Below are 23,223 nucleotides of genomic sequence, written 5' to 3'. Positions count from 1 at the left end.
CGGGCGGGGCGTCGCAGCCGCCGTCCCCGTCCGTCCCCCGGCCCGGCACCCCGGCACCCGTTTCCGCGCGGCGGACGCCTTCGCCGGCCACCGGCACAGAGCCCTCCCCACCGGACCCGGACCTCCCGCCGCGCTCCTCCACCCCGGGCCCCGCGCCGGCCCCGACGCCGGACCTCCCGCCGGCCTCCTCCGCGCCGGAGCACGCCCCGCGGGAGCGCCCGCCCGCCGCGCCCACCGTGCCCGCCGCGCCCGCGCGGACCCTGCCGTCCGCGCGGACCGCGCCGCCGACCGGGGCCGAGGAGGCCCCCGGCGCGCGCGGGACCTTCTCCTCCGGACGGTTCCTGGCACGGGCCGCGTTCCTGACCGCCCTGCTGACCGCCGCCGGGGCCGTTCTCGGACTGGTCCGCGACCAGACCATCGCCCATCTCTACGGCGCCGGTCCCGACACCGACGCCTTCCTCGTCGCCTGGACCGTGCCCGAGGTGGCCGCCACGCTCCTCATCGAGGACGCCATGGCCCTGATCCTCGTACCGGCCTTCAGTCTGGCGCTGGCCCGCAGGGCCGCCGGGCCGCCGCCCGAGCAGGACCCCGTACGGCTCCTCATGCGGACGACCCTGCCCCGGCTCTTCCTGGCCCTCAGCGCGGGCTCGGCCCTGCTGATCGCCGCCGCGCCCTGGGTGGTGGCCGTCCTCGCGCCCGGTCTGCCCGCGCCCGAACTGGCCGTCGACTGCACGCGGCTGACCGCGACCTGCGCCTTCACCTTCGGCATGGCCGGGTATTGCAGCGCGGCGCTCCGCGCGCACGGCAGCTTTCTCGCGCCCGCGATGATCTACGCCGTCTACAACGCCGGGATCATCACGACGATGCTGGTGGTCACCGACCGGTGGGGGGTACGGGCCGCCGCCGCCGGGGTCGCCCTCGGCGGGGTGCTGATGGTGCTGGTCCAAGTGCCCTTCCTCTGGCGCCGTCTGACGGAGCGCCGGCCCGTGACCGGCGGCGGGACGAAGGACGGGGGAAGCGGACCGCCCGTGGCGCTCGCCCTGCTCGCGCCCGTCGTCGTCTTCGCGCTCAGCAGGCAGTCACAGGTCCTCATCGAGCGGTTCCTCGCCGCGCCGCTGCCCGCCGGCGCCATCTCGCATCTCAACTACGCGCAGAAGGTCGCGCAGATCCCGATGACGCTCTCCATGATGCTGTGCACCGTCACCTTCCCGGTGATCGCCCGCGCCATGGCGGCGGGGGAGACCGACCGGGCGCGGCGCCGGGTCGAGCGCGATCTCGCGCTGGCCGGGACGATCGTGCTGGTCGGAGCCGCGACGGTGATCTCCTGCGCGCCGCAGATCATCGAAGTGCTCTTCCAGCGCGGTGCCTTCGACCGGGCCGACACGGCGGCCACCGCCGATGTGATGCGGGTGTACGCGCTCGGTCTGCTCGGCCACACCCTCGTCGGGGCGCTGGTGCGCTGCTACTTCTCCGCCGCGCGCCCGCTCTGGTTCCCCGCGCTCGCCATGCTCGCCGGGCTCGCCCTGACCACCGCCGCGGGCACCCTGCTGGTCGAGGTCTGGGGAGTGCTCGGTATCGCCGCGGCCAACGCCCTCGGGATCTCCTGCACCGCCGCCCTGATGCTGCACGGGGTCGCCCGCCACAGCGTCCCCGTCGACATCCGCTCCATGACCGGCGCACTGGTCAAACTCAGCTCCGCCGCCGCTGCGGCCACCGGCTCCGGCTGGCTCTGCGGACACCTCGTGCCCTCACCCGTACTGGGCGCCGTGACGGCCTGCGTGACCGTCACCGCCGTGTTCCTCGTCATCGCCCGCGCCCTTCAGGCGCCCGAGATCGACACGATCCTCCGCCCCCTCACACGAAAGCTCGCACATGCCCGCTGACACGGTGTCCCCCGGCCCCTTGTGGGCAGCCATGTACCACTCCGTCGCCGACCCCTCCGACGACCCCTACCAGGTGACCGTCTCACCGGCCCGGCTCGAACGGCAGTTGCGGTGGCTGCGCCGGCGCGGACTGACCGGCGTCGGCATGGAGCGGCTGCTGCGCGCACGCGCCCGGGGCCATGGCGCCGGACTCGTCGGGCTCACCTTCGACGACGGGTACGCGGACTTCCTGGAGTGCGCCGTGCCGCTGCTGCGCGCGTACGGGTTCACCGCCACGGTCTTCGTCCTGCCGGGCCGCCTCGGCGGTACGAACGAATGGGACAGGCCGGGGCCCCGCAAGGACCTGCTCACCGAGGACGGCGTCCGCGCCGCCGCCGCGGCCGGGATGGAGATCGGCTCCCACGGACTGCGCCACACCGATCTCACCCGGGCCGACGACGGGCTGCTCGCCGTCGAGACCGGGCGGAGCAGGGAACTCCTCCGGACGCTCACCGGCGCCGAGGTGACCGGCTTCTGCTATCCGTACGGAACGGTCGACGCCCGCGTCATCAGGGCCGTACGGGCCGCCGGGTACACCTACGCCTGCGCCATCAGCCCCGGGCCCCTGACCGGGATGTTCGCCCTGCCCCGGGTCCATGTCGGGGAGAGGGACACCGGGCCCAGGCTCCGTCTCAAACGGCGGCTCCACCGCTGGCGCCGCGAGCCCGTCCCGGCCGCGGAGTACGCCGCGTACGCCGACACCCTGGCCGGCGCGGGCGGAAGGACGGGACTGTGAGGGTGCTGCACATCATCACCGGCCTCGGCATCGGCGGTGCCGAGCAGCAACTGCGGCTCCTGCTGAGGCGGCTGCCGACCGAGAGCGAGGTCGTCACGCTCACCAACCCCGGTCCGGTCGCCGAGGGCATCATCGCCGACGGCGTGCCCGTCACGGATCTCGCCATGACGGGGAACAAGGACCTCGGCGCGCTGCCCAGGCTGACCAGACTGGTCAAGCGGGGACGGTACGACCTGGTCCACACACATCTCTACCGGGCCTGTCTGTACGGGCGGTTCGCGGCGCGGCTCGCGGGCGTACGGACCATCGTGGCCACCGAACACTCCCTGGGCGCCGTACAGATCGAGGGCCGGCCGCTCTCCACGGGCGCCCGGTCGCTCTATCTCGCGGGGGAGCGCCTCGGCACCACGACGGTCGCCGTCTCCGCCACCGTGGCGCGCCGGCTGGAGCGCTGGGGGGTGCGCCGTGACCGTATCCATGTCGTGCCCAACGGCATCGACGTCGGGCGCTTCGCCTACGACGAGAGCGCCCGCCGCGCCGCCCGGAGCCGCCTCGGACTGCCGCAGGACGCCTTCGTGGTGGGCGGTGTCGGACGGCTGACCCCCAGCAAACGCTTCGACACCCTGGTCCAGGCCGTCGCCGAACTCCCGGGCGCCCGGCTGCTCCTGGTGGGCGACGGACCCGAGCGGGAACGGTTGCGGCGGCTGGCGCGGCGACAGGGAGCGGCCCACCGGGTCCTGCTCCACGGGGCGTGCGAGGATCCGCCGCCGGCCGGTCCCGCGCGGTCCCCGTCCGGGTCCGATCTGCCCTCGCTGCTCGCGGCGATGGATGTCTTCGTGTCCACCTCCTACGACGAGGCCTTCGGACTCGCCGTCGTCGAGGCGCTCGCGGCCGGGCTGCCGGTGCTCCATGTCACCTGCCCCGCGCTGCACGACCTGCCGGCCGAGGACGCCCCGGGAGCCCGGCAGATCCGCGGTTCCCTGCCCGAACTGGTCGCCGAACTGAGGCGGTTCGAAGGGGCGTTTCCGCACCGGCTGCCCGTGCCCCGCGCGGCGCACCACTACGACATCTCCCACAGTGCCGACCAACTGATGACGGTGTACGGGCACGCCCTGCGCGGTACGGCCCCCACCCGAGAGGTGAGTTGCTCATGAACCAGTCCAGTCCGCCGCGGCGCAGGGCCGCCCGGCGCAACCCGGTGTCGGCGAAGCTGAAGGCGCTGCCCCTCTGGGCGGTCGTGCCGGCGACGGCCCTGGGCGGCGCGCTGGCCGGCGGGGCGTACGGGCAGTTCGGCACCCCCGAGTACACGGCCACCAGCTACGTCCTCGTCGTACCGACGGAGAAGTCCGACCCGGCCGCGGCTCTCGGCTTCGCGACGGCGTACGGACGGATCGCCTCCCAGGTGGCGCTGCTCGGTGACGCGCCCGTCTGGGCCGGGGTGTCGGCGAAGACCCTCAAGGACAATGTGAAGACGGCCACGTCGCCGGACGCTCCGATGATCTCCGTCACGGCGACCTCGTCCAGGCCGGCGACCGCCGTCAACATGGCGGACGGTGTCGCGCGCTCCCTGGTCGTCAACGGCTCCCACCTACAGGGCAGTACGAACGTACGGGTGCTCCAGCTCTCCCGGGCGGCCAAGCCGGCCGGCCCCGCGTCGGCGTCCCCGCCCCTGGCGGCGCTGGTCGGCGCCAGCGCGGGCGGGCTGCTCGGCGGGCTCGGTCTGCTGGTCGGGCCGAGGCGGCGGACCGAGCGGGTCCAGGTGACCGTGCCGGGCCCGGCGACGGAATCCCAGCCACAGCCGGAGAAGGTCTGATGCACACCGAATCGAGACGGGAGGCCGGTATGTCCTCGCCCCATGCCCGCACGCGCTCCGCCGGATCCCAGACGCCGGACCCCACGGCCCGGACCTCCCCCGCGTCCCCCTCCTCTCCCCTGCCTTCCGCGTCCCCCGCGCCTTCCGCGTCCCCCGCGCCTTCCGCGTCCCCCGCGCCTTCCCCGTCCCCCCTGCCCTCCGTGTCTCCGGTGTCCCCCGTGCCCAGCAGGCCCGCTACCCCCTCCTCCGTCCATCCGGTCTCCACCTCCCCCTCGGCGCCGGCCGCCTCGTCCGTCTCCGGGTCGGTGTTCACCACGGAGGTGTGCCGGGACAGCGGCCGGTTCGCCGCGCTCGCGCCGGACTGGCACACGCTGTACGGCCGTTCCCGTACCGCCACCCCCTTCCAGCACCACGCCTGGCTGCACTCCTGGTGGGTGTCGTACGGCACGCCGGGACGGCTGCGGGTCGTCCTCGTGCGCCGGGCGGGCCATCTGGTCGCGGCGGCGCCGCTGATGCTGGTCCACCGGCCCGTCCCCGTCCTCGTACCGCTGGGCGGGACCATCTCCGACTTCTCCGACGTCCTGCTCGACGACCGCTGCCCCGACGCCGCGGCCGCCGCGCTGGCCAGGGCTCTGCGGGACACGGCCCGTACGGCGGTGATCGATCTGCGCGAGGTACGGCCGGGGGCCGCGGCGGAGCGTGTCCTCACCTGCTGGAACGGGCCTCGCCGTCAGTTGGCCGACTCGCTCTGCCTCGAACTGCCCGCCGTCCCCATGGACGAACTGCTCGGCCGGCTCGCCTCCTCGCGTGCCCAGCGCTTCCGCGCCAAGCTGCGCAAACTGGACTCGCTCGGTATCGAGGAGCGGGTGGTGCCCGAGGACGAGACCCCTCTCGCGGTCGCCCGGCTGCTGGAGCTGCACCGGCTCCAGTGGGAGGGCCGCGGGGTCACCCCCGAGCATCTCAGCACGCGCTTCGCGGAGCATCTGAGGCGTTCGGTACGGGCGATGGCCGGGTCCGGCGACGCGCGCGTGACGGAGTTCCTGCTCGCCGGAGAGGTCCTGGCCGCGGATCTCACCCTGATGTCGGGGCGGCTGGCGGGCGGCTATCTGTACGGGGCCGATCCGGGGCTGCGCGCCAGAAAGGTGGACGTGGCCACGATGCTGCTGCGGAGCGGGGCGCGGCACATCGGCGGGAGCGGGCGCACCACGCTGAGCATGCTGCGCGGCAACGAGCCGTACAAGCACCACTGGCGCCCGGAGACCGTCCACAACCAGCGGTATCTGCTGTGCCGGCCCAGTCTGGAACCCTCGCTGCGGCTGCTGATCGGACAGGCGGCGGCCCGGGAGCGGGCCGCCGCGCTGGTCAAGCGCATGCGGCGGGACTGAGCCTCAGGAGCCCAGCCTGCGCCACCAGTCGACGGGGAGGCAGACCTTTCCGCCGAGCCAGCCCTCGATCCAGGGATCGAAGGGCACCGGCGTGCAGGCCGACCGGCGGGTGGACGGCGGCCCCGCCGCGGGAACAGCCTCGGGGCTCGGCGTCGGAGCCGGTGCCGGGGCAGGTGGCTGGCTGGGCGTCGGTGCGGGTGCCGGGGTGGGTTCCTGGCTGGGCGTCGGCGTGGGTGTCGGAGCGGACGCCGGCTCCGGCACCTCGGTCCCGAGGGCGCCCGGGGTCGGCGTCGGAGTGGGTGTGGCCTCCGCTGTGGGTGTCGCCGCCGCTTCCGGCACCCGGCCGTAGAGCATGGACCGGTACACCTTTGACGACTCGGGATTGTCGGCGCACTGCCACACGCCGTGCGGACAGTAGTCGGTGAGGGTGTTGTAGAGCGGCTTGTACGTGTCGATCCACTGGAGCATGCGTCGCATGTATTCGGGGTTGTCACCGTTACGGAATAGGCCCCATTCCGGATAGGAGATCACCTTTCCATGCTCGGCGGCGAAGTCCACGTGTTGCCGGAGTCCGAAGGGCTCCTCGACCTGTTCGTCGAAGGTGCGGCCCGGCGGCTGATCGTACGAATCCATACCCATGATGTCCACGAAATCGTCGCCCGGATAGCACGCGGTCCAGGGAACGGCGTCGAGCCCGCGGTTCGGCGCGAAATCGAAACGGAATTGCTGCCCCGGGACCTCGCGCATGGCGGTGACGATGCGCCGCCAGTACCACTTCCACGCCGTCGGGTCGGGTCCGCAGCGATGGGTGTAGGTGGTGCCGTTCATCTCCCAGCCGAGCACGATCACCGTGTCGGGCACGCCGAGGCCGACCAGACGCCGCGCCAGGGTCCTGAAGTGCTCGTCGTACCAGCCCAGCGCGCCCCGGTGCAGCTCACGGCGGACGAGCCCGTCACGTACCTGCCCCTCCGTGCGCTCCAGCATGGGGACGTTGAGCACGAACATGCGGTCGTGCCGCGCCTTCCGCCAGGTGGCCCAGTTCTCCAGGAACCCCGGGGCGCCCTCGATGTTGGACCACACGTCCCCGGGCAGATAGCTGTGCCCGACGCGCAGATCCGTCCCGCCGAGCCACTGCTCCATGGCGGCGATGCGCTCGACGCCTTCCGCGCCGAAGTCGAGATACGCGCCCATCGCGGGTGCGGGCGCCTGCGGCGGTTTACGGCCTGACGTGTCGTCCGGATCCTTCGCGCCGTTCGGGGCGGACTGCGCCGCGCCGGAGGAAAGAAGGCCGGCCATGACCACACCCAGACACGTGGCCGTCAGCCGTCGACGTCGATGGGACATATGCGAGCTCCTTGCGAGTTGAGCCTTCTTCCGTGGCCGCGATTCGTGGTCACGCTTGTTCAAAGTATTTCGAATAAGCCGAATGGGAACCCGACCTGGCGTTCAAGTAGTCCGTTCGTGCATTTCATCCCCCGCTTGGGCCATCGAATTGAAGGACAGCACCGTGCCGACTTTGGACACCCGTGTTCCCGCAGTACTCATGAGGCTGGACCAGAACCCTTTCCACCACGGGACCCTGGGCGCCGTCCGGTCCCTCGGCCGGGCCGGGATCGAGGTGCACGCGGTGGTCGAGGCCGCACCCGGCCCCGTGGGGCACTCCCGTTATCTGCGCCGCACCCATCCAAGACCCGACGGATGCCGGGATCTGGCGGATGTTCAGCGACTGCTGACCGGGGTCTCGGACCGGCTGGGGACCCCGGCCGTGCTCATTCCCATGGACGATCTGAGCGCCATCACCGTCGGACAGCTCCAGTCCCGTCTGACCGGCCGTTATCTGCTGCCTGAACAGCCGTCAGGGCTGCCGGAGCGGGTCGCGGACAAGGCGGAGCTGGTGGGGATCTGCCGGGAACTCGGCATCCCCCATCCCCGTACGGTGATCCCGGGCTGCGCGTCGGAGGCGGCCGCCGCCGCGTCCGCGCTCGGGCTGCCGGTGGTGGCGAAGTGGAGCCGGCCGTGGCTCCTCCCCGAGGCGGCGGGGCTGCGCAGCACCGTGCTCGTACGCTCCGCCGACGAGGCCCGTGAGCTGTACGGACGCACCGCCGAGGCGGGCAGCGGGCTGCTGCTCCAGGAGTTCCTGCCGCACGGCCGGGGCCTCGACTGGTTCTTCCACGGATACAGCGGTGCCGGGGGTGAGTGCCTGGTCGGGGCCGCCGGCCGCAAGGAGAGATCCTGGCCGGTGGGGGCCGGGCTGACCGCGGTGGGCACCTGGCTGCCCAATCCGGCTGTCGAACGGACGGCCCGTCACCTGGTCTCGGCGCTCGGCTACCGGGGGATCCTCGATCTCGACTTCCGCCGTGACACCGCGACGGGCGCCTACCATCTGCTCGACTTCAACCCCCGGCCCGGCGCGCAGTTCCGGCTCTTCACCGACCGCTCGGGCACGGATGTCGTACGCGCGCTCCATCTCGATCTCACCGGGCGGGCCGTCCCCGCGCAGGCCGCCGTTCACGGCAGGACCTTCGTGGTGGAGAACTACGCGCTGCTGTCCGCCCTCTCCGTCCTGCCCTCCGGGCGGGCGCGGGGCGCCGCGCACGGGGACGGGGACGGGAACGGGGACGGACACCCCGGGGCGGCGGACCGGTCCGTGGAGGCCGCCTGGTTCGCGCTGGACGACCCCCTGCCCGCGTACGCCATGGCCGTCGCCTGGGGACTGCACGCGGCACGCAGGGGACGGCGCGGGCTCGGCCGGGTGTTCGGGGGCATGGCGACCGACCGGCGCAGGGGTGACTTCGGTCCCCATGACCCCGCGCTGCCGCGTACGACCCCGGTACTCCGGCGCGGGCGCAGCCCCGCCGGGACCGCGCAGGGCGTCCCCGTGGCGCACCGGTCCGGATGACCCGGTCCTGGCGGCCCCCGCGCGACTCCCCGGCGGAGGGCGGCGAACCCCGGGGAGCGCGCCCCGACGCTCCCTCACCGACCGCACGGCACACGACCGGTCACCTCGGACGATCACCTTGACCGACCACCCCGACCGACCACCCCGACCGACCACCCCGGCACAGAGAGCGGAACACACTGATGTACGACCTGGTAGTGGTGGGCGCAGGCCCCTACGGACTCTCCATCGCCGCGCACGCCGCGGCGGCCGGACTCGATCTGCGGGTCTTCGGCAGGACGATGGCCTCCTGGCGGGACCACATGCCGCCCGGGATGTATCTGAAATCGGAGCCCTGGGCGTCGAATCTCTGCGATCCGCGGGGCGCCTTCGGCCTGGCCGACTACGCCGCCACCCGGGGGATGGAGGTCCAGCACGGTGTTCCGCTGCCGGTCGGCTTCTTCGCCTCGTACGGGATGTGGTTCGCGGAGCGGGCGGTCCCGCCCGTCGACGAGCGCGTGATCACGGCCGTACAGCCCGTCCTGGGCGGGTTCCGGCTCTCGACCGAGGACGGCGAGAGCGTGCTCGCCCGTACGGTGGCGCTCGCGGTCGGGGTGATGCCCTTCACCGACATTCCCGCGCCCCTGCACGCGCTGACGCGTGAACAGGTGACGCACAGCAGTCACCACGCCGATCTGACGCGCTTCGTGGGGCGGGACGTGACCGTCATCGGCGCCGGCCAGGCGGCTCTGGAGACGGCCGCGCTCCTCGCCGAACAGGGCACCACCGTCAGGGTGGTGGCGAGATCCGGGCAACTCGCCTGGAACACCCTGCCGCCGCCACTGCGGCGTCCCCTCGCGGAGACGGTCCGGCTGCCCCACACCGGACTGGGCTGCGGATGGAAGAACTGGCTCTACGCGGAGGCCCCGGGCCTCTTCCGCAGGCTTCCCGCCCCCACCCGGGCGCGGGTCTTCACCTCCGCGCTGGGCCCGGCCGGCGCGTGGTGGCTGCGGGAACGGTTCGAGCCCGCGGTGGAGGTGAGACTGGGCGAGAGCCTGGCGAGCGCGGACCCGTTGGGCGACGGCGGCGTACGGCTCGAACTGGTCACCACCGAGGGCCGGGTGCGCACCGTCGAGACGGACCATGTCATCGCCGCCACCGGATTCACCCCGGGGCTGGAACGGCTCGGGCTCCTCGACGACGAACTGCGGGCGGGACTGGTGACGGTCTCTCCGAGCACCGCGCCGGAGGCGAGCCCGCTCTTCGAGTCCTCGCACCCGGGGCTCTTCGTCGCCGGACTGCTGAGCGCCCCGTCGTTCGGTCCTTCGATGCGGTTCGTGTACGGGGCGACCTACACGGCCGAGCGGCTGGTGCGGGGGGTGCGGCGCCGGCTCGGCTCACGCGGCGGGTCGCTCGGTACGGTCCGGCAGCGGCACGCGTCGTCGGCGGCGGAACCGATGCGGGCAACGGCCGGGAAATCCCTGCTGTCCTGACGGCGCGTCGGGTCCGGCGCCCGTACCGGCCGGGCCCCACGCCAGACGCTCGATGCCTGACGCTCGACGCCTGGTGCCTGGTGCCTGACGCCTGGCGCCCCTTCGGCCGGGAGAATCCGCCGCGAATCTCCCGGCCGGTGGGGTACGACAGTCCGTCGTGGGCCGTCGTGGGCCGTCGTGGTCGGCCGTGGTAAGCCGTGACCGGGAACGGTCAGGCGCGGGCGCGCGCCGTGCTGCGCCGGTACAGGATCCCGCCGCCGAGCATCAGGCCCGCGCTCATCGCGGCCATGGCGAGAAGACGGCTGTCGCTGCCGGTGGTGGCCAGCTCCGGGACGGGCGCGGGGGATTCGGCCGGCGGGAGCGTGGGCGCGTCCGGAACCGTCTCGTCGCCCGGGGGCGGGCTGGGGACGGCCGGCGGCTCGGAGTTGTCACCGGGCGGGGTGTCGGGAGTGCCGGGACCCTCCGGAGTTCCGGGACCCTCGGGAGTCTCGGGTACCCACGGCTCCCCGGGGGCCTCGGGGGCCGCCGCGGGCGACGAGTTGTTCGCGCACCCGTTGCCGAACGCCGGGTTCAGGAGGCCGACCACGTCGACGGAGTTGCCGCAGGCGTTCACGGGGATGTCGAGCGGCGCCTGGATGACATTGCCCGAGCCCACGCCGGGCGATCCCTTGGCGACGGCACTGGCACTGGAGCCCGCGGCCCCCTGCGTGTGGTCCGCGGCGTGGCCGTGGTCCGCGGCCGGGGGAACGTACGGCGGCCGGTCTCCGTGCTGCCCGGGAGCCGAGTGCGCCGGGTGGGACGTGTGGGACGAGGACCCCTCGTGAGCGGCCGACTGTTTCGACGCGCCCGACGTGTTGACACAGGCGTTGCCGAAGGAGGGGTTGCCCACGCCGACCACGTCCACGGTGTTCCCGCAGACATTGACCGGGACCTCAATGGGTGCCTGGACACTGTTGCCCGACAGCACCCCCGGTGATCCGGCGGCCACCCCGTCGCTCTCCACCGCGATGGCATAGCCACCGCTCATGGACAGCACACTCGACGCCGCCGCGGCGGTGAGCAGCCCTTTGCTGATGAGGTCTCGCATCTGATTTCTTCTCCTCCTGCTGTGACATCGGGTCCAACTGCGCCCGGTCCCGAAGCGGGGAATCCCATGCTCCGGGACCGGGCGGGACAACGTCAGGCGTTGACGCAGACGTTGCCGAAGGCGGGGTTCAGCACACCGATGGCATCGACGCTGTTCCCGCAGAGATTGATGGGTACGTGGGTGGGGGCCTGGAGCACATTTCCGGAGAGGAATCCGGGGGAACCGACAGCGGCGCCCTCGGCTTCGGCGTCGGCCATGGCCGGGGCCGCGGCCCCCATCGTCATGAGCAGACCTGCGACGACCGTTGCGGCCTTCTTGCACTTCATCGTGAGCCCTTTCCGCAGCGGCGATCCCGTCCGCACGACTGTCGTGGCACGCGAGCATCGACACCTCAGCTCCTACGTCCGCTGCTGGAACTCCAACGAGTTGGCCCTTGGCGAGGAAACTGTGCTGTTTTATGGCTTTCTCTGGTTCACTCGATTGCCGCGTGCGGGGCAGGCGGGATGTTCGTTTCTGCATGACCACGGCCGTGGGTGAATACGGGGACGGGCCGGCCGGGGCCCCATTGCCCCGGCCGGCCCGTCGTCGGCCCGGAACGCCGTCCGGGCGGAGGAACGCGTGCGGATCAGCCGTTGCCGGCGCCGTTCCCGGAGAGGACCGGGATGTCGTCGAGAATGTGCGAGAGGGGCTCGTCGCCCTTCGCCTGCGTGGAGTTCTCCGCGCACTGCTGGTTCTGCGGCGACGACAGGACATTGAGGTCCTGGATGGAAATCGGCGTGGTACCGGTGAGCGTGCCGGCGTTGGCCTTGACCGGCGCGCCGACGCAGAGCTTGTTCAGCGAGCCCTGGACCAGCTCCAACTGCGGGCTCTGGTTGCCGTATGTCGATGAGTTGCCGAAGGCCTGCTCGGCGCCGTTGCCACTGGCGGAGGTGGTGCCGGTGTCATCGCCGATGGCGAGCGCGGTGGGCGCCGCCGCAGCCGAAAAGCCGACCACGGAGGCTGCGACGGCCGCGCCGGCCATAATCTTCTTGATCACGTTGTGTTCCCTTTTCTCAGGAATGCAGGTCAAGCGACCTGGACAACCCGGTGTGAGCAGTTTGGTTCCGCTGCTTCACCCGATCGGCCGTTGATTGCCGGTAATGGTCCGTTGGGGTGAAGGTCCAGAACCAAACCCCCGATGGGAAGTTGCTCAGGGGGCCCCGGGGACTTGGGGCATCCTTCAGAAGGGGACTCATCATGATGATCAAGAAGGTTATGGCCGCCGCGGCTGTCGCCGCTTCCGTCGCCGGTATTTCGGCCGCGACCGCTCCGCAGGCTCTCGCCGTCGGCAATGACACCGGCACCACCTCCGCCAGTGGCAACGGCGCCTGGCAGGCTTACGGCAACTCGTCGACATACGGCAACATGAGCCCCCAGATGGCGCTTATCCAGGGTTCGCTGAACAAGCCGTGCATCGGGCTGCCCGCCAAGGTCAACCTCGCGTCCCTGACGGGTGCTACGCCGATTTCCATCCAGGACCTGAATGTCCTGTCGTCGCCGCAGAACCAGCAGTGTGTCGAGAACTCGACTCAGGCCAAGGGCGACGAGCCCCTCTCGCACATCCTGAACGACATTCCGATCCTGTCCGGTAATGGCACGGCCAACGGCTGAGAAATCGGATGACCGACCGGACCGCCGCTGATTCCCGTGGCGGTCCGGTCTTTTTCTCTGTTTCTCAGTTAATGCGGTACGCCATCCGGGGGAACGGCCGCAACCATTCCGTCCTTCGGCGGGTTGAACAACTCGGACTCCACCGGTGGGGTCCGACTTTCCGGAAAGGCATCTAAATGAAGAAGCTGTGGGCAACCGCTGCTGTAGCGGCCACGATCGTCGGCGCCTCCGCCGCGGCCGTGTCGCCGGCCCTCGCCATCGGGGACGACCAGGGCACCACCTCGTTCAGCGGCAACGGTGCCAAGCAGGCCTTCGGCAACTCCGTGACCAAGGGCGACATGAGCCCGCAGCTCGGGCTGGTCCAGGGCTCGCTGAACAAGCCGTGCATCGGTCTGCCGGCGAAGGCGAACGTCGCCTCCCTCGTGGGTGCCACGCCGATCGCCCTCCAGGACATCAACGTCCTGTCCTCCCCGCAGAACCAGCAGTGTGTCGAGAACTCGACGCAGGCGAAGGGCGACGAGCCGCTGTCGCACATCCTGGACGACATCCCGGTTCTCTCCGGGAACGGTGTCGGCAACGGCTGACGCTCCCCGGAGGCCCGGTCCGCGGTGCGCGGGCCGGGCCTCCGCCATGTGCGGGGCCTCCGCCCTGTGCGGCCCGGGTCACCCCGGGGGCCGCGGGCGCCCGGCCGGCGGGTGGATAGTGTGCCGGGATGCTCACTGTGACATCCGTGAATGTGAATGGCCTCCGAGCCGCCGCCAAGAAGGGGTTCGTGGAGTGGCTGGCGGAGACCTCCGCCGATGTGATCTGTCTCCAGGAGGTACGGGCCGAGCCGGGGCAGTTGCCCGCCGCCGTACGGGAGCCGGAGGGCTGGCACGTGCTGCACGCCCCGGCGGCGGCCAAGGGCCGCGCCGGTGTCTCGCTCCTCTCCCGCCGGGAGCCGGAACGCACCAGGACCGGCTTCGGCAGCGCGGAGTTCGACACGAGCGGGCGGTACGCCGAGATCGATCTGCCGGGGATCACGGTGGCCAGCCTCTATCTGCCGTCGGGCGAGGTGGGCACGGAACGGCAGGACGAGAAGGTCCGGTTCATGGACGAGTTCCTGCCGTATCTGGCGGAGCTGCGCGAGCGGGCGGCGGACGACGGCCGCGAGGTCCTGGTCTGCGGCGACTGGAACATCGCCCACCAGGAGGCCGACCTCAAGAACTGGCGCGCCAACAGGAAGTCCTCCGGGTTCCTGCCCGAGGAGCGCGCCTGGCTGACCCGGCTCTACGAGGAGACCGGCTGTACGGATGTGATCCGCGCCCTCCACCCCGGCCAGGAGGGCCCGTACTCCTGGTGGTCCTACCGCGGCCGAGCCTTCGACAACGACAGCGGCTGGCGTATCGACCTCCATGTCGCGACCCCCGCTCTGGCCGGGCGCGCCGTCAAGGGCTGGGTCGAACGCGCGGCGGCGCACGAGGAGCGGTGGAGCGACCACGCTCCGGTGACGGTGGTCTACGAGAGCTGAGTCCCGGTGCCCCGCATCCTGGGGCGGAGTCCCGGAGTCCCGGAGTCCCGGAGTCCCGGAGTCCCGGGTCGCGGGCCGAGGCCGGTGCCGGGGCTGGTCAGGCGCCGGCGGACCCGGAGCCCGGCGCCGTGCCCGCGCCGGACCTGGTGCCCGTACCGGCGGGGGTGGCGCGGCCGGCTCCGGTGCGCAGCCGGCGGTCCAGGGCCAGGGAGAACTCCGCTTCCACGAGGCTCTTCACCAACGGGCGCAGTGCGACGGTGGTGTCCGGCGCGGTGGCGCGGCCGGCGAGGACCGCGGCGAAGAGCGCCGCCAGGGCGTCCGCGTGGACACGGACCTCGCGTGCGGTCTCCAGGATCGTGGCGAGGGGCACTCCCTCGCGGACCAGGGCCGCGGAGATGTCCAGCAGGCGCCGGCTGATGTGGACGACCCCGTCGCCGTCGGTGGCCGGATGGCCGAGGGTGAGGGCGGCGGCCAGATTCTCCGCGGTCACCTCGCCCTCGAAGTAGTCCGCGAGTTCCTCGGGGGAGAGCCGGACCGGGGTCTCGTCGGTGGATTCGCCGAGACCGAGGAGCGCGCCGACATCGTGCCCGCTCTGGAAGGCGGTGGCGAGGTCGGCGATGCCGTTCAGGGTGTGGCCGCGCTCCAGCAGCGCCGCGATCGTACGGAGCCGGGCCAGATGGTGGTCGTCGTACCAGGCGATCCTGCCCTCCCGGCGCGGAGGCTGTATCAGCCCCCGCTCACGGTAGAAGCGCACGGTGCGGACCGTGATGCCCGCCTCACGTGCCAGCTCCTCCATGCGGTACTCCATGCAGGTCAGCTTATGTCGTACCGCCGGTAACTTGTTTTCGGCCGCCCCCTACCCATGGGTACGGAGCTGCTCTACGCTCCGGATTGCGCCAGTGATCGCTGGCGCGGTTCATGGAGGTACGGCGGCAGGAGGCGGTATGGGCCAGCACGTGCGCGTGGCAGTGGTCGGATCCGGATTCGGTGGCCTCGGGGCGGCGGTCCGGCTCCGCAGGGAGGGGATCACCGACTTCGTGGTCCTGGAACGGGCCGGTTCGCTCGGCGGGACCTGGCGGGACAACAGCTATCCGGGGTGCGCCTGCGACGTGCCCTCGCACCTCTACTCGTTCTCGTTCGCGCCCAACCCCGACTGGCCGCGCGCCTTCTCGGGACAGCGGCACATACGGGCCTATCTGGAGCGGATCGCGGACGCCTTCGGACTCCGGCCGCATCTGCGGCTGCACCACGAGGTCCTGCGGATGCGCTGGGACAACGAGGCCCTGCACTGGGAGCTGGAGACCTCGCGGGGGACGTTCACCGCGGAGGTGGTGGTCTCCGCGGCCGGTCCGCTCTCCGACCCCAGGATCCCGGAGATCCCCGGACTCGCCGGATTCCCGGGCAAGGTCTTCCACTCGGCGCGCTGGGACCACGACTACGAACTGCGCGGCAAGCGCGTCGCCGTGATCGGCACCGGCGCCTCCGCGATCCAGATCGTCCCCGCGATCCAGCCGGACGTCGCCAGGCTGACGCTCTTCCAGCGGACACCGCCCTGGGTGATGCCGCGCGCGGACCGCGCGATAACCACGGCCGAGCGCCGGCTGCACCGGGCACTGCCCTTCACCGGGGCCGTGCGGCGCAAACTGCTCTGGGGCATCAGGGAGTTACAGGTCCAGGCGTTCACCAAGCGGCCGAACGAACTCGGGCTCGTCGAAACCCTCGCCAAGGCCAATATCGCCAGGGCCATCAAGGACCCCGCGCTGCGGGCCGCGCTGACGCCCTCGTACCGCATCGGGTGCAAGCGCATCCTGCTCTCCAGCTCGTACTATCCGGCGCTCGCGCGGCCCAATGTCGATGTGGTCGCCTCGGGGCTGGCCGAGGTGCGCGGGTCGACGCTGGTCGCCGCGGACGGCACGGAGTGCGAGGCGGACGCCATCGTCTTCGGCACCGGCTTCCATGTGACGGACATGCCGATCGCCGAACGGGTCGTCGGCGCCGACGGGCGCACACTCGCCGAGGCCTGGCAGGGCGGCATGGAGTCGCTGCGCGGCGCGACCGCCGCGGGTTTCCCCAACTGGATGACGATCATCGGCCCCAACACCGGTCTGGGGAACACCTCGATGATCCTGATGATCGAGGCCCAGCTCAGCTATATGGCCGACTATCTGCGGCAGCTCGACGGCCTCGGCGCCGTCGGCGGGCGCGCGGCGCTGGCGGCCAGGCCCGCGGCCGTACGCGCCTGGAACCACCGGGTGCAGGAGCGGATGAGGCGGACCGTGTGGAACACCGGCGGCTGCACGAGCTGGTACCTGGACGCCAACGGCCGCAACACCACCATCTGGCCCGGTACGACAACGGAGTTCCGCCGGGCCACGCGCCGTGTCGATCTCTCGGAGTACGAGGTGATCCGCGCCGCGGGAGCGCATCAGGACGCCGCGCGGCGCAGCGGTGGCGCCGGTGCGCGGGAGGCCCTCCGATGACCCCGACTCCTCCGGCGACCCCGCCGGGCCGGCTGCCCCCGGGGCGTGAACTGACCGCCGTCTCCGCCGACGGATCGCGTATCCATGCCGAGGTGTTCGGCGCCGAGGGCCGGCCCGCCGTCGTGCTGGCCCATGGCTGGACCTGCTCCATCCGCTTCTGGGCGGCGCAGATCGCGGACCTCGCCGCGGACCACCGGGTGATCGCCTACGACCAGCGCGGTCACGGCCGTACCGCCGTGCCCGGCCGCGGAGCCGGGCGGGACGGCTACTCCACCGAGGCCCTCGCCGACGATCTGGAGGCGGTGCTCGCCGCCACCCTGGAGCCGGGTGAACAGGCCGTGTTCGCCGGGCACTCCATGGGCGGGATGACGCTGATGGCCGCCGCGCGCAGGTCCGCCTTCCAGCAGCACGCCGCCGCCGTGCTGCTGTGCAGCACGGGCAGTTCGCGGCTGGTCGCCGAGGCGCTGGTGGTGCCGCTGCGCGCCGGGCGCCTGCGGACCCGGCTCACCGGGCTCGTGCTGGGCGCCCGCGCCCCGCTGGGACCCGTCACACCGCTGTCCGAGCGGATCCTGCGGTACGGGACGATGGGCCCGGGGACCGCGCCGGAGCGGATCACCCGGTGCGCGAGGATCGTGCACGCCTGTCCGCGGGCCTCCCGGGTGGCCTGGTCGCGGGTGCTCGGCTCGCTCGATCTCGACGCGGGGGTCAGGGAGTTGAGGGTGCCGACCGCCGTGCTCGTGGGGACCGCCGACCGGCTGACCCCGCCGGTCCAGTCGCGGGCGCTCGCCGCCGCGCTGCCCGACTGCGCCGGACTGACCGAACTCCCCGGGACGGGACATATGACCCCGGTGGAGGCCCCCGAGGCCGTCACGGCCGGGATCCGGGCGCTGGCCGCCGCCCATCTCGGCACCGGGGAGGACGCGGCATGAGCCGGGGCCGGAGCCGGGCGGGGTCTCGGGGCCGGGGTCTCGGAGGACGGGGCGCGGTGGTCATCGGGGCGGCGCGCGGTGTCGGTGGATCGCAGGCCCGCAGGCCCGCAGGCTCTCGGCGCACGGTACGCGGCGCGAAGGTGGCGCTCCCGTACGGCCGCGGTGCACAAGGGACTTGTGGGGGCGGGAGGAGCGGCGGACGGGCGCGGGCGCACACAGCGTGACTGATCGAAATGCGCGGAATGTCGGGACATGTAAGTCTGGTCGAGGCCCCACCCCCCACCCCCCACCTCTTCCAGGAGTTGAAATTCCATGGGTATTTCCGACCAGTTCAAGGACAAGGCGCAGGAGCTCGGAGACCGGGCGAACGCGCAGATGGCCGACAACCAGCGGGACGACCAGGCCCCGCGTGGACAGCAGGGCCGGCAGGGCCAGCCGGGCCAGGGCCAGCCGGGTCAGGGCCAGGGTCAGGGCCAGGGCCAGCCGAACCGGCACGGGCAGCAGCCGGGGCAGCCGGGGCAGCACGGTCAGCCGGGTCAGCGCAACCCGCAGGGCAATGACCGTGTCCAGGACCGCGACAACCAGTCCCCCCGCAGGGCGCAGGACACACGTGACGAGTTCGACGACCACTTCGACGCCTGATCGCATGTTCTGAGGGCCTGACAAGAGGCGCATCCGGTTCGCCGGGTGCGCCTCCTGTCTGTGCTCTCCCCGCTGTGTTTCTCCCGTTGTGTTTCTCCCGTTGTGTTCTCTCCGCTCCTCGGGCGGCGCTCAGCCGGTCTCGCGCGGCGGCAGCGGGGGACGGCGCAGATCGGGCACGGCTCCGTACCCCGGCGGGGCCGAGGCCGGATGCCCCGCCAGCAGATCCAGCGCCACCCACACCGCGTCGTCGAGCTGGGCGTGCCGGCCCTCCGCCCAGTCGAGGGGGGTGCGCAGGGCCTCGATGTCGGGCTCCACACCGCGGTTCTCGACGGACCAGCCGTACGCGTCGAACCAGGCCGCGTTCATCGGCACCGTGATCACCGTGCCGTCGGCGAGCCGGTGGCGTCCGGTGATGCCGACCACCCCGCCCCAGGTCCGCTGGCCCACCACCGGGCCCAGATTCAGCAGCCGGAAGGCGGCGGTGATCATGTCGCCGTCGGAGGAGGTCGCCTCGTCGGCGAGCGCGACGACCGGGCCGCGCGGGGCGTTGGAGGCGTACGAGACGGGCTGGGCGTCGCGGGTCAGGTCCCAGCCGATGATCTTGCGGCTGAGCTTCTCCACCACCAGCTCACTGATGTGGCCGCCCGCGTTGCCCCGTACGTCCACGATCAGCGCGGGGCGCGAGACCTCCAGCCGCAGATCGCGGTTGAACTGCGCCCAGCCCGAGCCGCCCATGTCGGGGATGTGCAGATAGCCGCATCTGCCGCCGCTGATCTCCCGTACCACCGCACGGCGTTTGGCCACCCAGTCCTGGTAGCGCAGCGGCCGTTCGTCGATCAGCGGGACGACCGCGACCCGGCGGGCGGGACCCTTGCGCTCGGCGGGCAGGAAGGTCAGCTCGACCGTGGTGCCTCCGGCGGCGGACAGCAGCGGATAGGGACCCGTCACGGGGTCGACGGGCCGCCCGTCGACATGGGTGAGGACCGCGCCCTCACGGATCCCCGTACCGGCGAGCGGCGAGCGGGCCTTGGAGTCGGAGGAGTCGCCCGGCAGGATCCGCTTGATCACCCAGGCGCCGTCCCGGCGGACCAGATTGGCGCCGAGCAGTCCGATCGGGCGCTGGTAGTGCGGCGGGCCCTCGTTGCGGCGGGCGGGGGTGACATACGCGTGGGAGGTGCCCAGCTCGCCGAGGACCTCGCGGAGCAGATCCGCGAACTCGTCGGGGGAGGCGACCCGTTCGACCAGCGGACGGTACTGGTCGAGGACGCCGTCCCAGTCGATGCCGCACATCCCGGGCTCCCAGAAGTACGCGCGGATGAGGCGGCCCGCCTCGTCGAACGCCTGGCGCCACTCCGACCCGGGGTCGACGTCGTGCAGGATCCGGCGCAGATCGAGAAAGACCGTCGAGTCCCCGTCGCCCGGCTCGGTGGCGGGCACGGCCCGCAGCTCGCCGTCGTCCACGACCACCAGCCTGGAGCCGTCGCCGCTGGTGGCGAACCAGTCCAGATGGCCCACGAGTTCGCTCTTACGGGCCTTCACGATGTCGAAGTGTTCGAGGGTGGGGCGTCCCGACATGTCCGCGGGGTTGGCGAAGGTCTCACCGAGCGCGCCGGAGATCGGCCAGCGCAGCCAGACCAGACCGCCGCCGCCGACCGGACGGAGGGCCGAGTACTTGGACGCGGTGACGGGGAACGGTGTGACCCGCTCCGCGAGGCCCTCGACCTCGACCGTGACCGTACCGTCGCCCGATTCGCCGTCCGACGGGTCGAGCCCGCCGGCCGCGGGCCGGCCGTCCGGGGAGAGCGCGAACGGCGACGGGGTCGCGGAGGACAGCGGTACGAGATAGGGGCGGCAGCCGAGCGGGAAGGAGAGATCGCCGGTGTGCACGTCGTACACCGGGTCGAAGCCGCGCCAGGAGAGGAACGCGAGATAGCGGCCGTCGCTGGTGAAGACCGGATTCTCGTCCTCGAAGCGGCCGTTGGTGACATCGACGACCGTCCGGGCGAAACTCCCGGCGATCTTGGCGAGCTTGATCTGGCGCAGCGAGCGGCCGATGCCGGGGTGGGACCAGGTCAGCCAGTCGCCGTCGGGCGAGAAGGCGAGATCGGCGACCGGGCCGTTGATGGACCGGATCAGCTCGGTGACGCGGGCGGGGGCGGTGTCGTCGGAGGGGGTGGGGCCGGTGTCGTCGGAGGGTGCCGGGCCGGTGTTGCCGGAGGGTGCGGGGGACGCGTCGGCCGTTTCCGCTGTGTCTGCTGTGTCTGCTGTGTCCGCCGTTTGCGCCTCCTCGGGTGGTTCTTCCGCCGACGCCTGTTCCTCTGGTTCCTCCGGTTCCTCCGTGACATCGATGAGCAGCAGCCTGCCGTCGTGGGAGGCGATCGCTATTCGCTCGCCGTCCGGGTCGGCGACCATCTCCAGTACCCGGCCGAGCTGTCCGGACGCCAGCCGGCGCGGCGGCCGGTCGCCGCTCGCGCGCGGCAGATACGCGATCTCCACGGCGTCCTCGCCGTCCGCGTCGGTGATGTACGCGACCTGGCCGCCGCTGCCCAGCATCTCGGGGAGCCTGACCCGTACGCCGGGGGTGTCGGCGATCGTCCGGGCCGGCCCGTCGCGGTGGGTGAGCCAGTACAGGCTGCCGCGTACGGAGACGGCGCTCGCCCGGCCCGTCGTGTCCACGGAGATCCCGTTGACATGACCGGCGGCGGGGACCTGGTAGGCGCGGCGCCCCGCGCGCTGCCCGCCGAGCCGTACGTCCAGTTTGCGCGGCACGGAGCCGGGGGCCAGCGAGTCGACCAGCCAGAGATCGCCCGCGCACTGGTAGACGATCCGGTGTCCGTCGGACGAGGCGTGGCGTGCGTAGAAGGCGTCGTGGTCGGTGTGCCGGAGCAGCCCGGTGCCGTCGGGACGGCAGGAGTAGAGATTGCCGACGCCCTCGTGGTCGGAGAGGAACGCGATCCGTCCGCCGACGAACATCGGGCAGTCGAGATGGCCCCCGATGTCCGCGAGCAGCCGTTTGCCGTGCAGCCAGAGCCGGCCCGTCGCCCCGCCGCGGTACCGCTTCCAGGCGGCGGGTTCGTGCGGTGGTTTGCCGGTGAGCAGGAGCGTGCGGTGCGCGCCGTCGATGTCCGCGACGGCGATGTCGTTGACCGGCCCCCAGGGCAGCGCGCCGCCGGGGGAGCCGTCGGTGGGGAGGCCGTAGGCCCAGGCGAAGTAGGAGAACGGCTGTCCGTGCGAGGAGACGGCGAGGATCTGGGAGTCGCCGTCCTCGTCGGGGGGTGTCCAGCCGCAGACACGGGTGTCGGTGGCGCCCCAGTAGGTGAGCCGGCGGGCGGGACCGCCGTCCACCGGGGCGAGATGGATCTCGGGGTCGAGGCTGCGCCAGGTCGTGTAGGCGATGTGGCGGCCGTCGGGGGAGAAACGGGGGTGACCGATTCTGGTGCGGTCGACGGTGACCCGCCAGGCACGTTCGGGCCGGTGCCCGGCCGGCGCGAGGGGGGCGATCCAGAGGTCGTCCTCGGCGGCGAAGCACAGCAAGTCGTCGTGAAGGTGCGGGAAGCGAAGATACGCGACATCGTCACTCACCCCCCAATGCTGCCCTTTTTGAGCGCGCCGCGCCTCCCGCCTCCCGGCGGGGGGCCGTGGTTCCGGGTGCGTTGTGGCGGCGGCCGGCTTACGGGTGCGGACATGTCTCCGGCCGCTGTCGGCCGCCGGCGAGTGAGCCGAAGGGGCGCGTCGGTGCCGAAAAGGAGAGCGCGCGGAGGTTCGTGAGGTACGAGCGGACCGAGCACGGTCGACTGTCGGCATCGACATGAGGCGCCCCGGAGGCGAACCGAGCCCCAAAAAAGAAGGTGTGTGAGCCGAAGGGGCGCGTCGGTGCCGAAAAGGAGAGCGCGCGGAGGTTCGTGAGGTACGAGCGGACCGAGCACGGTCGACTGTCGGCATCGACATGAGGCGCCCCGGAGGCGAACCGAGCCCTCAGAAAAAGTGGCGCAGGCCACAAGCGAAACGGGGGCGTTTCGTTGGCGGCCGGGGTTATCTTCGTACTGTACGAAACCGTTTCGTTCGGAAGGACCGATCATGGCGCGGAGCAGGCTTACGCCCGAGCGCGAAGCCGAGCTGTACGCCGCCGTGCTCGAACTGCTGCGCGAGGTCGGCTATGACGCCCTCACCATGGACGCCATCGCCGCCCGTACCCGGTCCAGCAAGGCCACCCTCTACCGCCAGTGGGGGAGCAAGCCCGAGCTGGTCGTCCGTGCCATGCGGCACAACAAGCCGGTCAGTCTGGAACAGGTCGACACCGGTTCGCTGCGCGGTGATTTCCACGCGCTGATCGCGGCCGGCGACGACTGCCGGATGGAGCGGGACTCCGCGCTGATGCGGGGCCTGTTCCAAGCCGTCCACAACAACCCCGATCTCCGTCAGGCGCTGCGCGAGCTGCTCATCGAGCCCGAGCTGAACGGGCTCCAGGAGCTGCTGCGGCGCGCCGTGGACCGTGGCGAGGTCGCCGCGGACAACCCCGCGCTGAACTACGTCATGCACATGCTGGTCGGCGCGGTCGTCGCCCGGCAGCTCATCGAGGACCGGTCGCCGGACCGGAGCTTCCTCTCCTCGTACCTCGACGCCGTGGTCCTCCCCTCCCTCGGCGTCTGACCGTCCCCAGCAGGACCCTTCTCACCTGACGCGTGCCGCTCTCGCCGT

20 protein-coding genes are annotated in these 23,223 nt (G+C 72.1%); 14 read left to right on the top strand and 6 right to left on the bottom strand.

All coding sequences use genetic code 11. From position 1 onward, the window contains the following. The first annotated feature begins 236 nt into the window (after positions 1-236). The 5 genes from murJ to ACFYYH_RS21495 all read left to right on the top strand — a co-directional run bounded on the left by murJ (position 237) and on the right by ACFYYH_RS21495 (position 5,856). On the top strand, positions 237-1,883 hold the full coding sequence (murJ, locus tag ACFYYH_RS21515) for a murein biosynthesis integral membrane protein MurJ (protein ID WP_388553290.1): 1,647 nt from the start codon (positions 237-239) through the stop codon (positions 1,881-1,883). Continuing rightward, positions 1,873-2,658, top strand: coding sequence for a polysaccharide deacetylase family protein (locus ACFYYH_RS21510; RefSeq protein ID WP_388553287.1), 786 nt, complete (start codon positions 1,873-1,875; stop codon positions 2,656-2,658). Before murJ ends, ACFYYH_RS21510 begins: the two co-directional genes overlap by 11 nt. After that, entirely contained in the window at positions 2,655-3,812 is a 1,158-nt protein-coding gene (locus ACFYYH_RS21505; protein ID WP_388553285.1) for a glycosyltransferase, read from the top strand. The genes ACFYYH_RS21510 and ACFYYH_RS21505 overlap by 4 nt, the downstream gene beginning before the upstream one ends. Then, on the top strand, positions 3,809-4,471 hold the full coding sequence (locus tag ACFYYH_RS21500; protein ID WP_388553283.1) for a lipopolysaccharide biosynthesis protein: 663 nt from the start codon (positions 3,809-3,811) through the stop codon (positions 4,469-4,471). The genes ACFYYH_RS21505 and ACFYYH_RS21500 overlap by 4 nt, the downstream gene beginning before the upstream one ends. Before the next feature lie 305 nt (positions 4,472-4,776). Further along, positions 4,777-5,856 (top strand): GNAT family N-acetyltransferase, encoded by a 1,080-nt coding sequence (locus tag ACFYYH_RS21495; RefSeq protein ID WP_388553474.1) that lies wholly within the window; start codon positions 4,777-4,779, stop codon positions 5,854-5,856. A 3-nt stretch (positions 5,857-5,859) separates the two neighbouring features. Here ACFYYH_RS21495 and ACFYYH_RS21490 read toward each other — a convergent pair whose 3' ends face one another. Continuing rightward, on the bottom strand, positions 5,860-7,200 hold the full coding sequence (locus tag ACFYYH_RS21490) for a glycoside hydrolase family 26 protein (protein WP_388553281.1): 1,341 nt from the start codon (positions 7,198-7,200) through the stop codon (positions 5,860-5,862). A 163-nt stretch (positions 7,201-7,363) separates the two neighbouring features. On the opposite strand from ACFYYH_RS21490, the gene ACFYYH_RS21485 reads away from it, so the two are divergent. Together ACFYYH_RS21485 and ACFYYH_RS21480 are read left to right on the top strand one after the other, a co-directional pair. Beyond that, a complete protein-coding gene (locus ACFYYH_RS21485) occupies positions 7,364-8,755 on the top strand; it encodes an ATP-grasp domain-containing protein (RefSeq protein WP_388553279.1) in 1,392 nt (463 codons plus the stop codon). Between the two features lie 182 nt (positions 8,756-8,937). After that, positions 8,938-10,227: an NAD(P)-binding domain-containing protein gene (locus ACFYYH_RS21480; protein ID WP_388553277.1), complete on the top strand. Its 1,290-nt coding sequence runs from the start codon at positions 8,938-8,940 to the stop codon at positions 10,225-10,227. A 211-nt stretch (positions 10,228-10,438) separates the two neighbouring features. Here ACFYYH_RS21480 and ACFYYH_RS21475 read toward each other — a convergent pair whose 3' ends face one another. The 3 genes from ACFYYH_RS21475 to ACFYYH_RS21465 all read right to left on the bottom strand — a co-directional run bounded on the left by ACFYYH_RS21475 (position 10,439) and on the right by ACFYYH_RS21465 (position 12,347). Next, a complete protein-coding gene (locus ACFYYH_RS21475) occupies positions 10,439-11,314 on the bottom strand; it encodes a chaplin family protein (protein WP_388553275.1) in 876 nt (291 codons plus the stop codon). A gap of 92 nt (positions 11,315-11,406) precedes the next feature. Further along, positions 11,407-11,640 carry a chaplin gene (locus ACFYYH_RS21470; RefSeq protein ID WP_388553273.1) on the bottom strand — a complete coding sequence of 78 codons (234 nt, stop codon included), beginning with the start codon at positions 11,638-11,640 and terminating at the stop codon, positions 11,407-11,409. Between the two features lie 299 nt (positions 11,641-11,939). Next, the gene (locus ACFYYH_RS21465; RefSeq protein ID WP_388553472.1) at positions 11,940-12,347 is read right to left on the bottom strand and encodes a rodlin; all 408 of its coding nucleotides are present in this window, start codon (positions 12,345-12,347) and stop codon (positions 11,940-11,942) included. Between the two features lie 206 nt (positions 12,348-12,553). Between ACFYYH_RS21465 and ACFYYH_RS21460 the strand changes: the two genes are divergently transcribed. The 3 genes from ACFYYH_RS21460 (at position 12,554) to ACFYYH_RS21450 (ending at position 14,474) form a co-directional block, all read left to right on the top strand. After that, the gene (locus ACFYYH_RS21460) at positions 12,554-12,964 is read left to right on the top strand and encodes a rodlin (RefSeq protein WP_388553470.1); all 411 of its coding nucleotides are present in this window, start codon (positions 12,554-12,556) and stop codon (positions 12,962-12,964) included. Between the two features lie 176 nt (positions 12,965-13,140). Next, complete coding sequence (locus ACFYYH_RS21455) at positions 13,141-13,548, top strand: rodlin (RefSeq protein ID WP_388553270.1); 408 nt, start codon at positions 13,141-13,143, stop codon at positions 13,546-13,548. Between the two features lie 128 nt (positions 13,549-13,676). Further along, positions 13,677-14,474 (top strand): exodeoxyribonuclease III, encoded by a 798-nt coding sequence (locus tag ACFYYH_RS21450; protein WP_388553267.1) that lies wholly within the window; start codon positions 13,677-13,679, stop codon positions 14,472-14,474. Between the two features lie 97 nt (positions 14,475-14,571). On the opposite strand, the gene ACFYYH_RS21445 is transcribed toward ACFYYH_RS21450, so the two are convergent. After that, positions 14,572-15,270, bottom strand: a complete 699-nt coding sequence (locus ACFYYH_RS21445) for a MerR family transcriptional regulator (RefSeq protein WP_388553468.1) — start codon at positions 15,268-15,270, stop codon at positions 14,572-14,574. Between the two features lie 148 nt (positions 15,271-15,418). Here ACFYYH_RS21445 and ACFYYH_RS21440 point away from each other — a divergent pair, with 148 nt between their 5' ends. The 3 genes from ACFYYH_RS21440 (at position 15,419) to ACFYYH_RS21430 (ending at position 18,525) form a co-directional block, all read left to right on the top strand. Further along, positions 15,419-16,954 carry a flavin-containing monooxygenase gene (locus ACFYYH_RS21440; protein WP_388553264.1) on the top strand — a complete coding sequence of 512 codons (1,536 nt, stop codon included), beginning with the start codon at positions 15,419-15,421 and terminating at the stop codon, positions 16,952-16,954. After that, positions 16,951-17,883 (top strand): alpha/beta fold hydrolase, encoded by a 933-nt coding sequence (locus ACFYYH_RS21435; RefSeq protein WP_388553261.1) that lies wholly within the window; start codon positions 16,951-16,953, stop codon positions 17,881-17,883. The genes ACFYYH_RS21440 and ACFYYH_RS21435 overlap by 4 nt, the downstream gene beginning before the upstream one ends. A gap of 312 nt (positions 17,884-18,195) precedes the next feature. Then, on the top strand, positions 18,196-18,525 hold the full coding sequence (locus tag ACFYYH_RS21430) for a hypothetical protein (protein WP_388553258.1): 330 nt from the start codon (positions 18,196-18,198) through the stop codon (positions 18,523-18,525). Between the two features lie 129 nt (positions 18,526-18,654). On the opposite strand, the gene ACFYYH_RS21425 is transcribed toward ACFYYH_RS21430, so the two are convergent. Beyond that, positions 18,655-22,107, bottom strand: a complete 3,453-nt coding sequence (locus tag ACFYYH_RS21425; protein WP_388553256.1) for a S41 family peptidase — start codon at positions 22,105-22,107, stop codon at positions 18,655-18,657. 495 nt (positions 22,108-22,602) lie between these two features. Between ACFYYH_RS21425 and ACFYYH_RS21420 the strand changes: the two genes are divergently transcribed. Next, positions 22,603-23,175, top strand: coding sequence for a TetR/AcrR family transcriptional regulator (locus ACFYYH_RS21420; RefSeq protein WP_388553253.1), 573 nt, complete (start codon positions 22,603-22,605; stop codon positions 23,173-23,175). Positions 23,176-23,223: the final 48 nt, after the last annotated feature.

The organism is Streptomyces sp. NPDC002018, from assembly GCF_042890865.1.
Taxonomy (GTDB): Bacteria; Actinomycetota; Actinomycetes; order Streptomycetales; family Streptomycetaceae; genus Streptomyces.
This window is presented reverse-complemented; position numbering and strand designations above follow the sequence as displayed.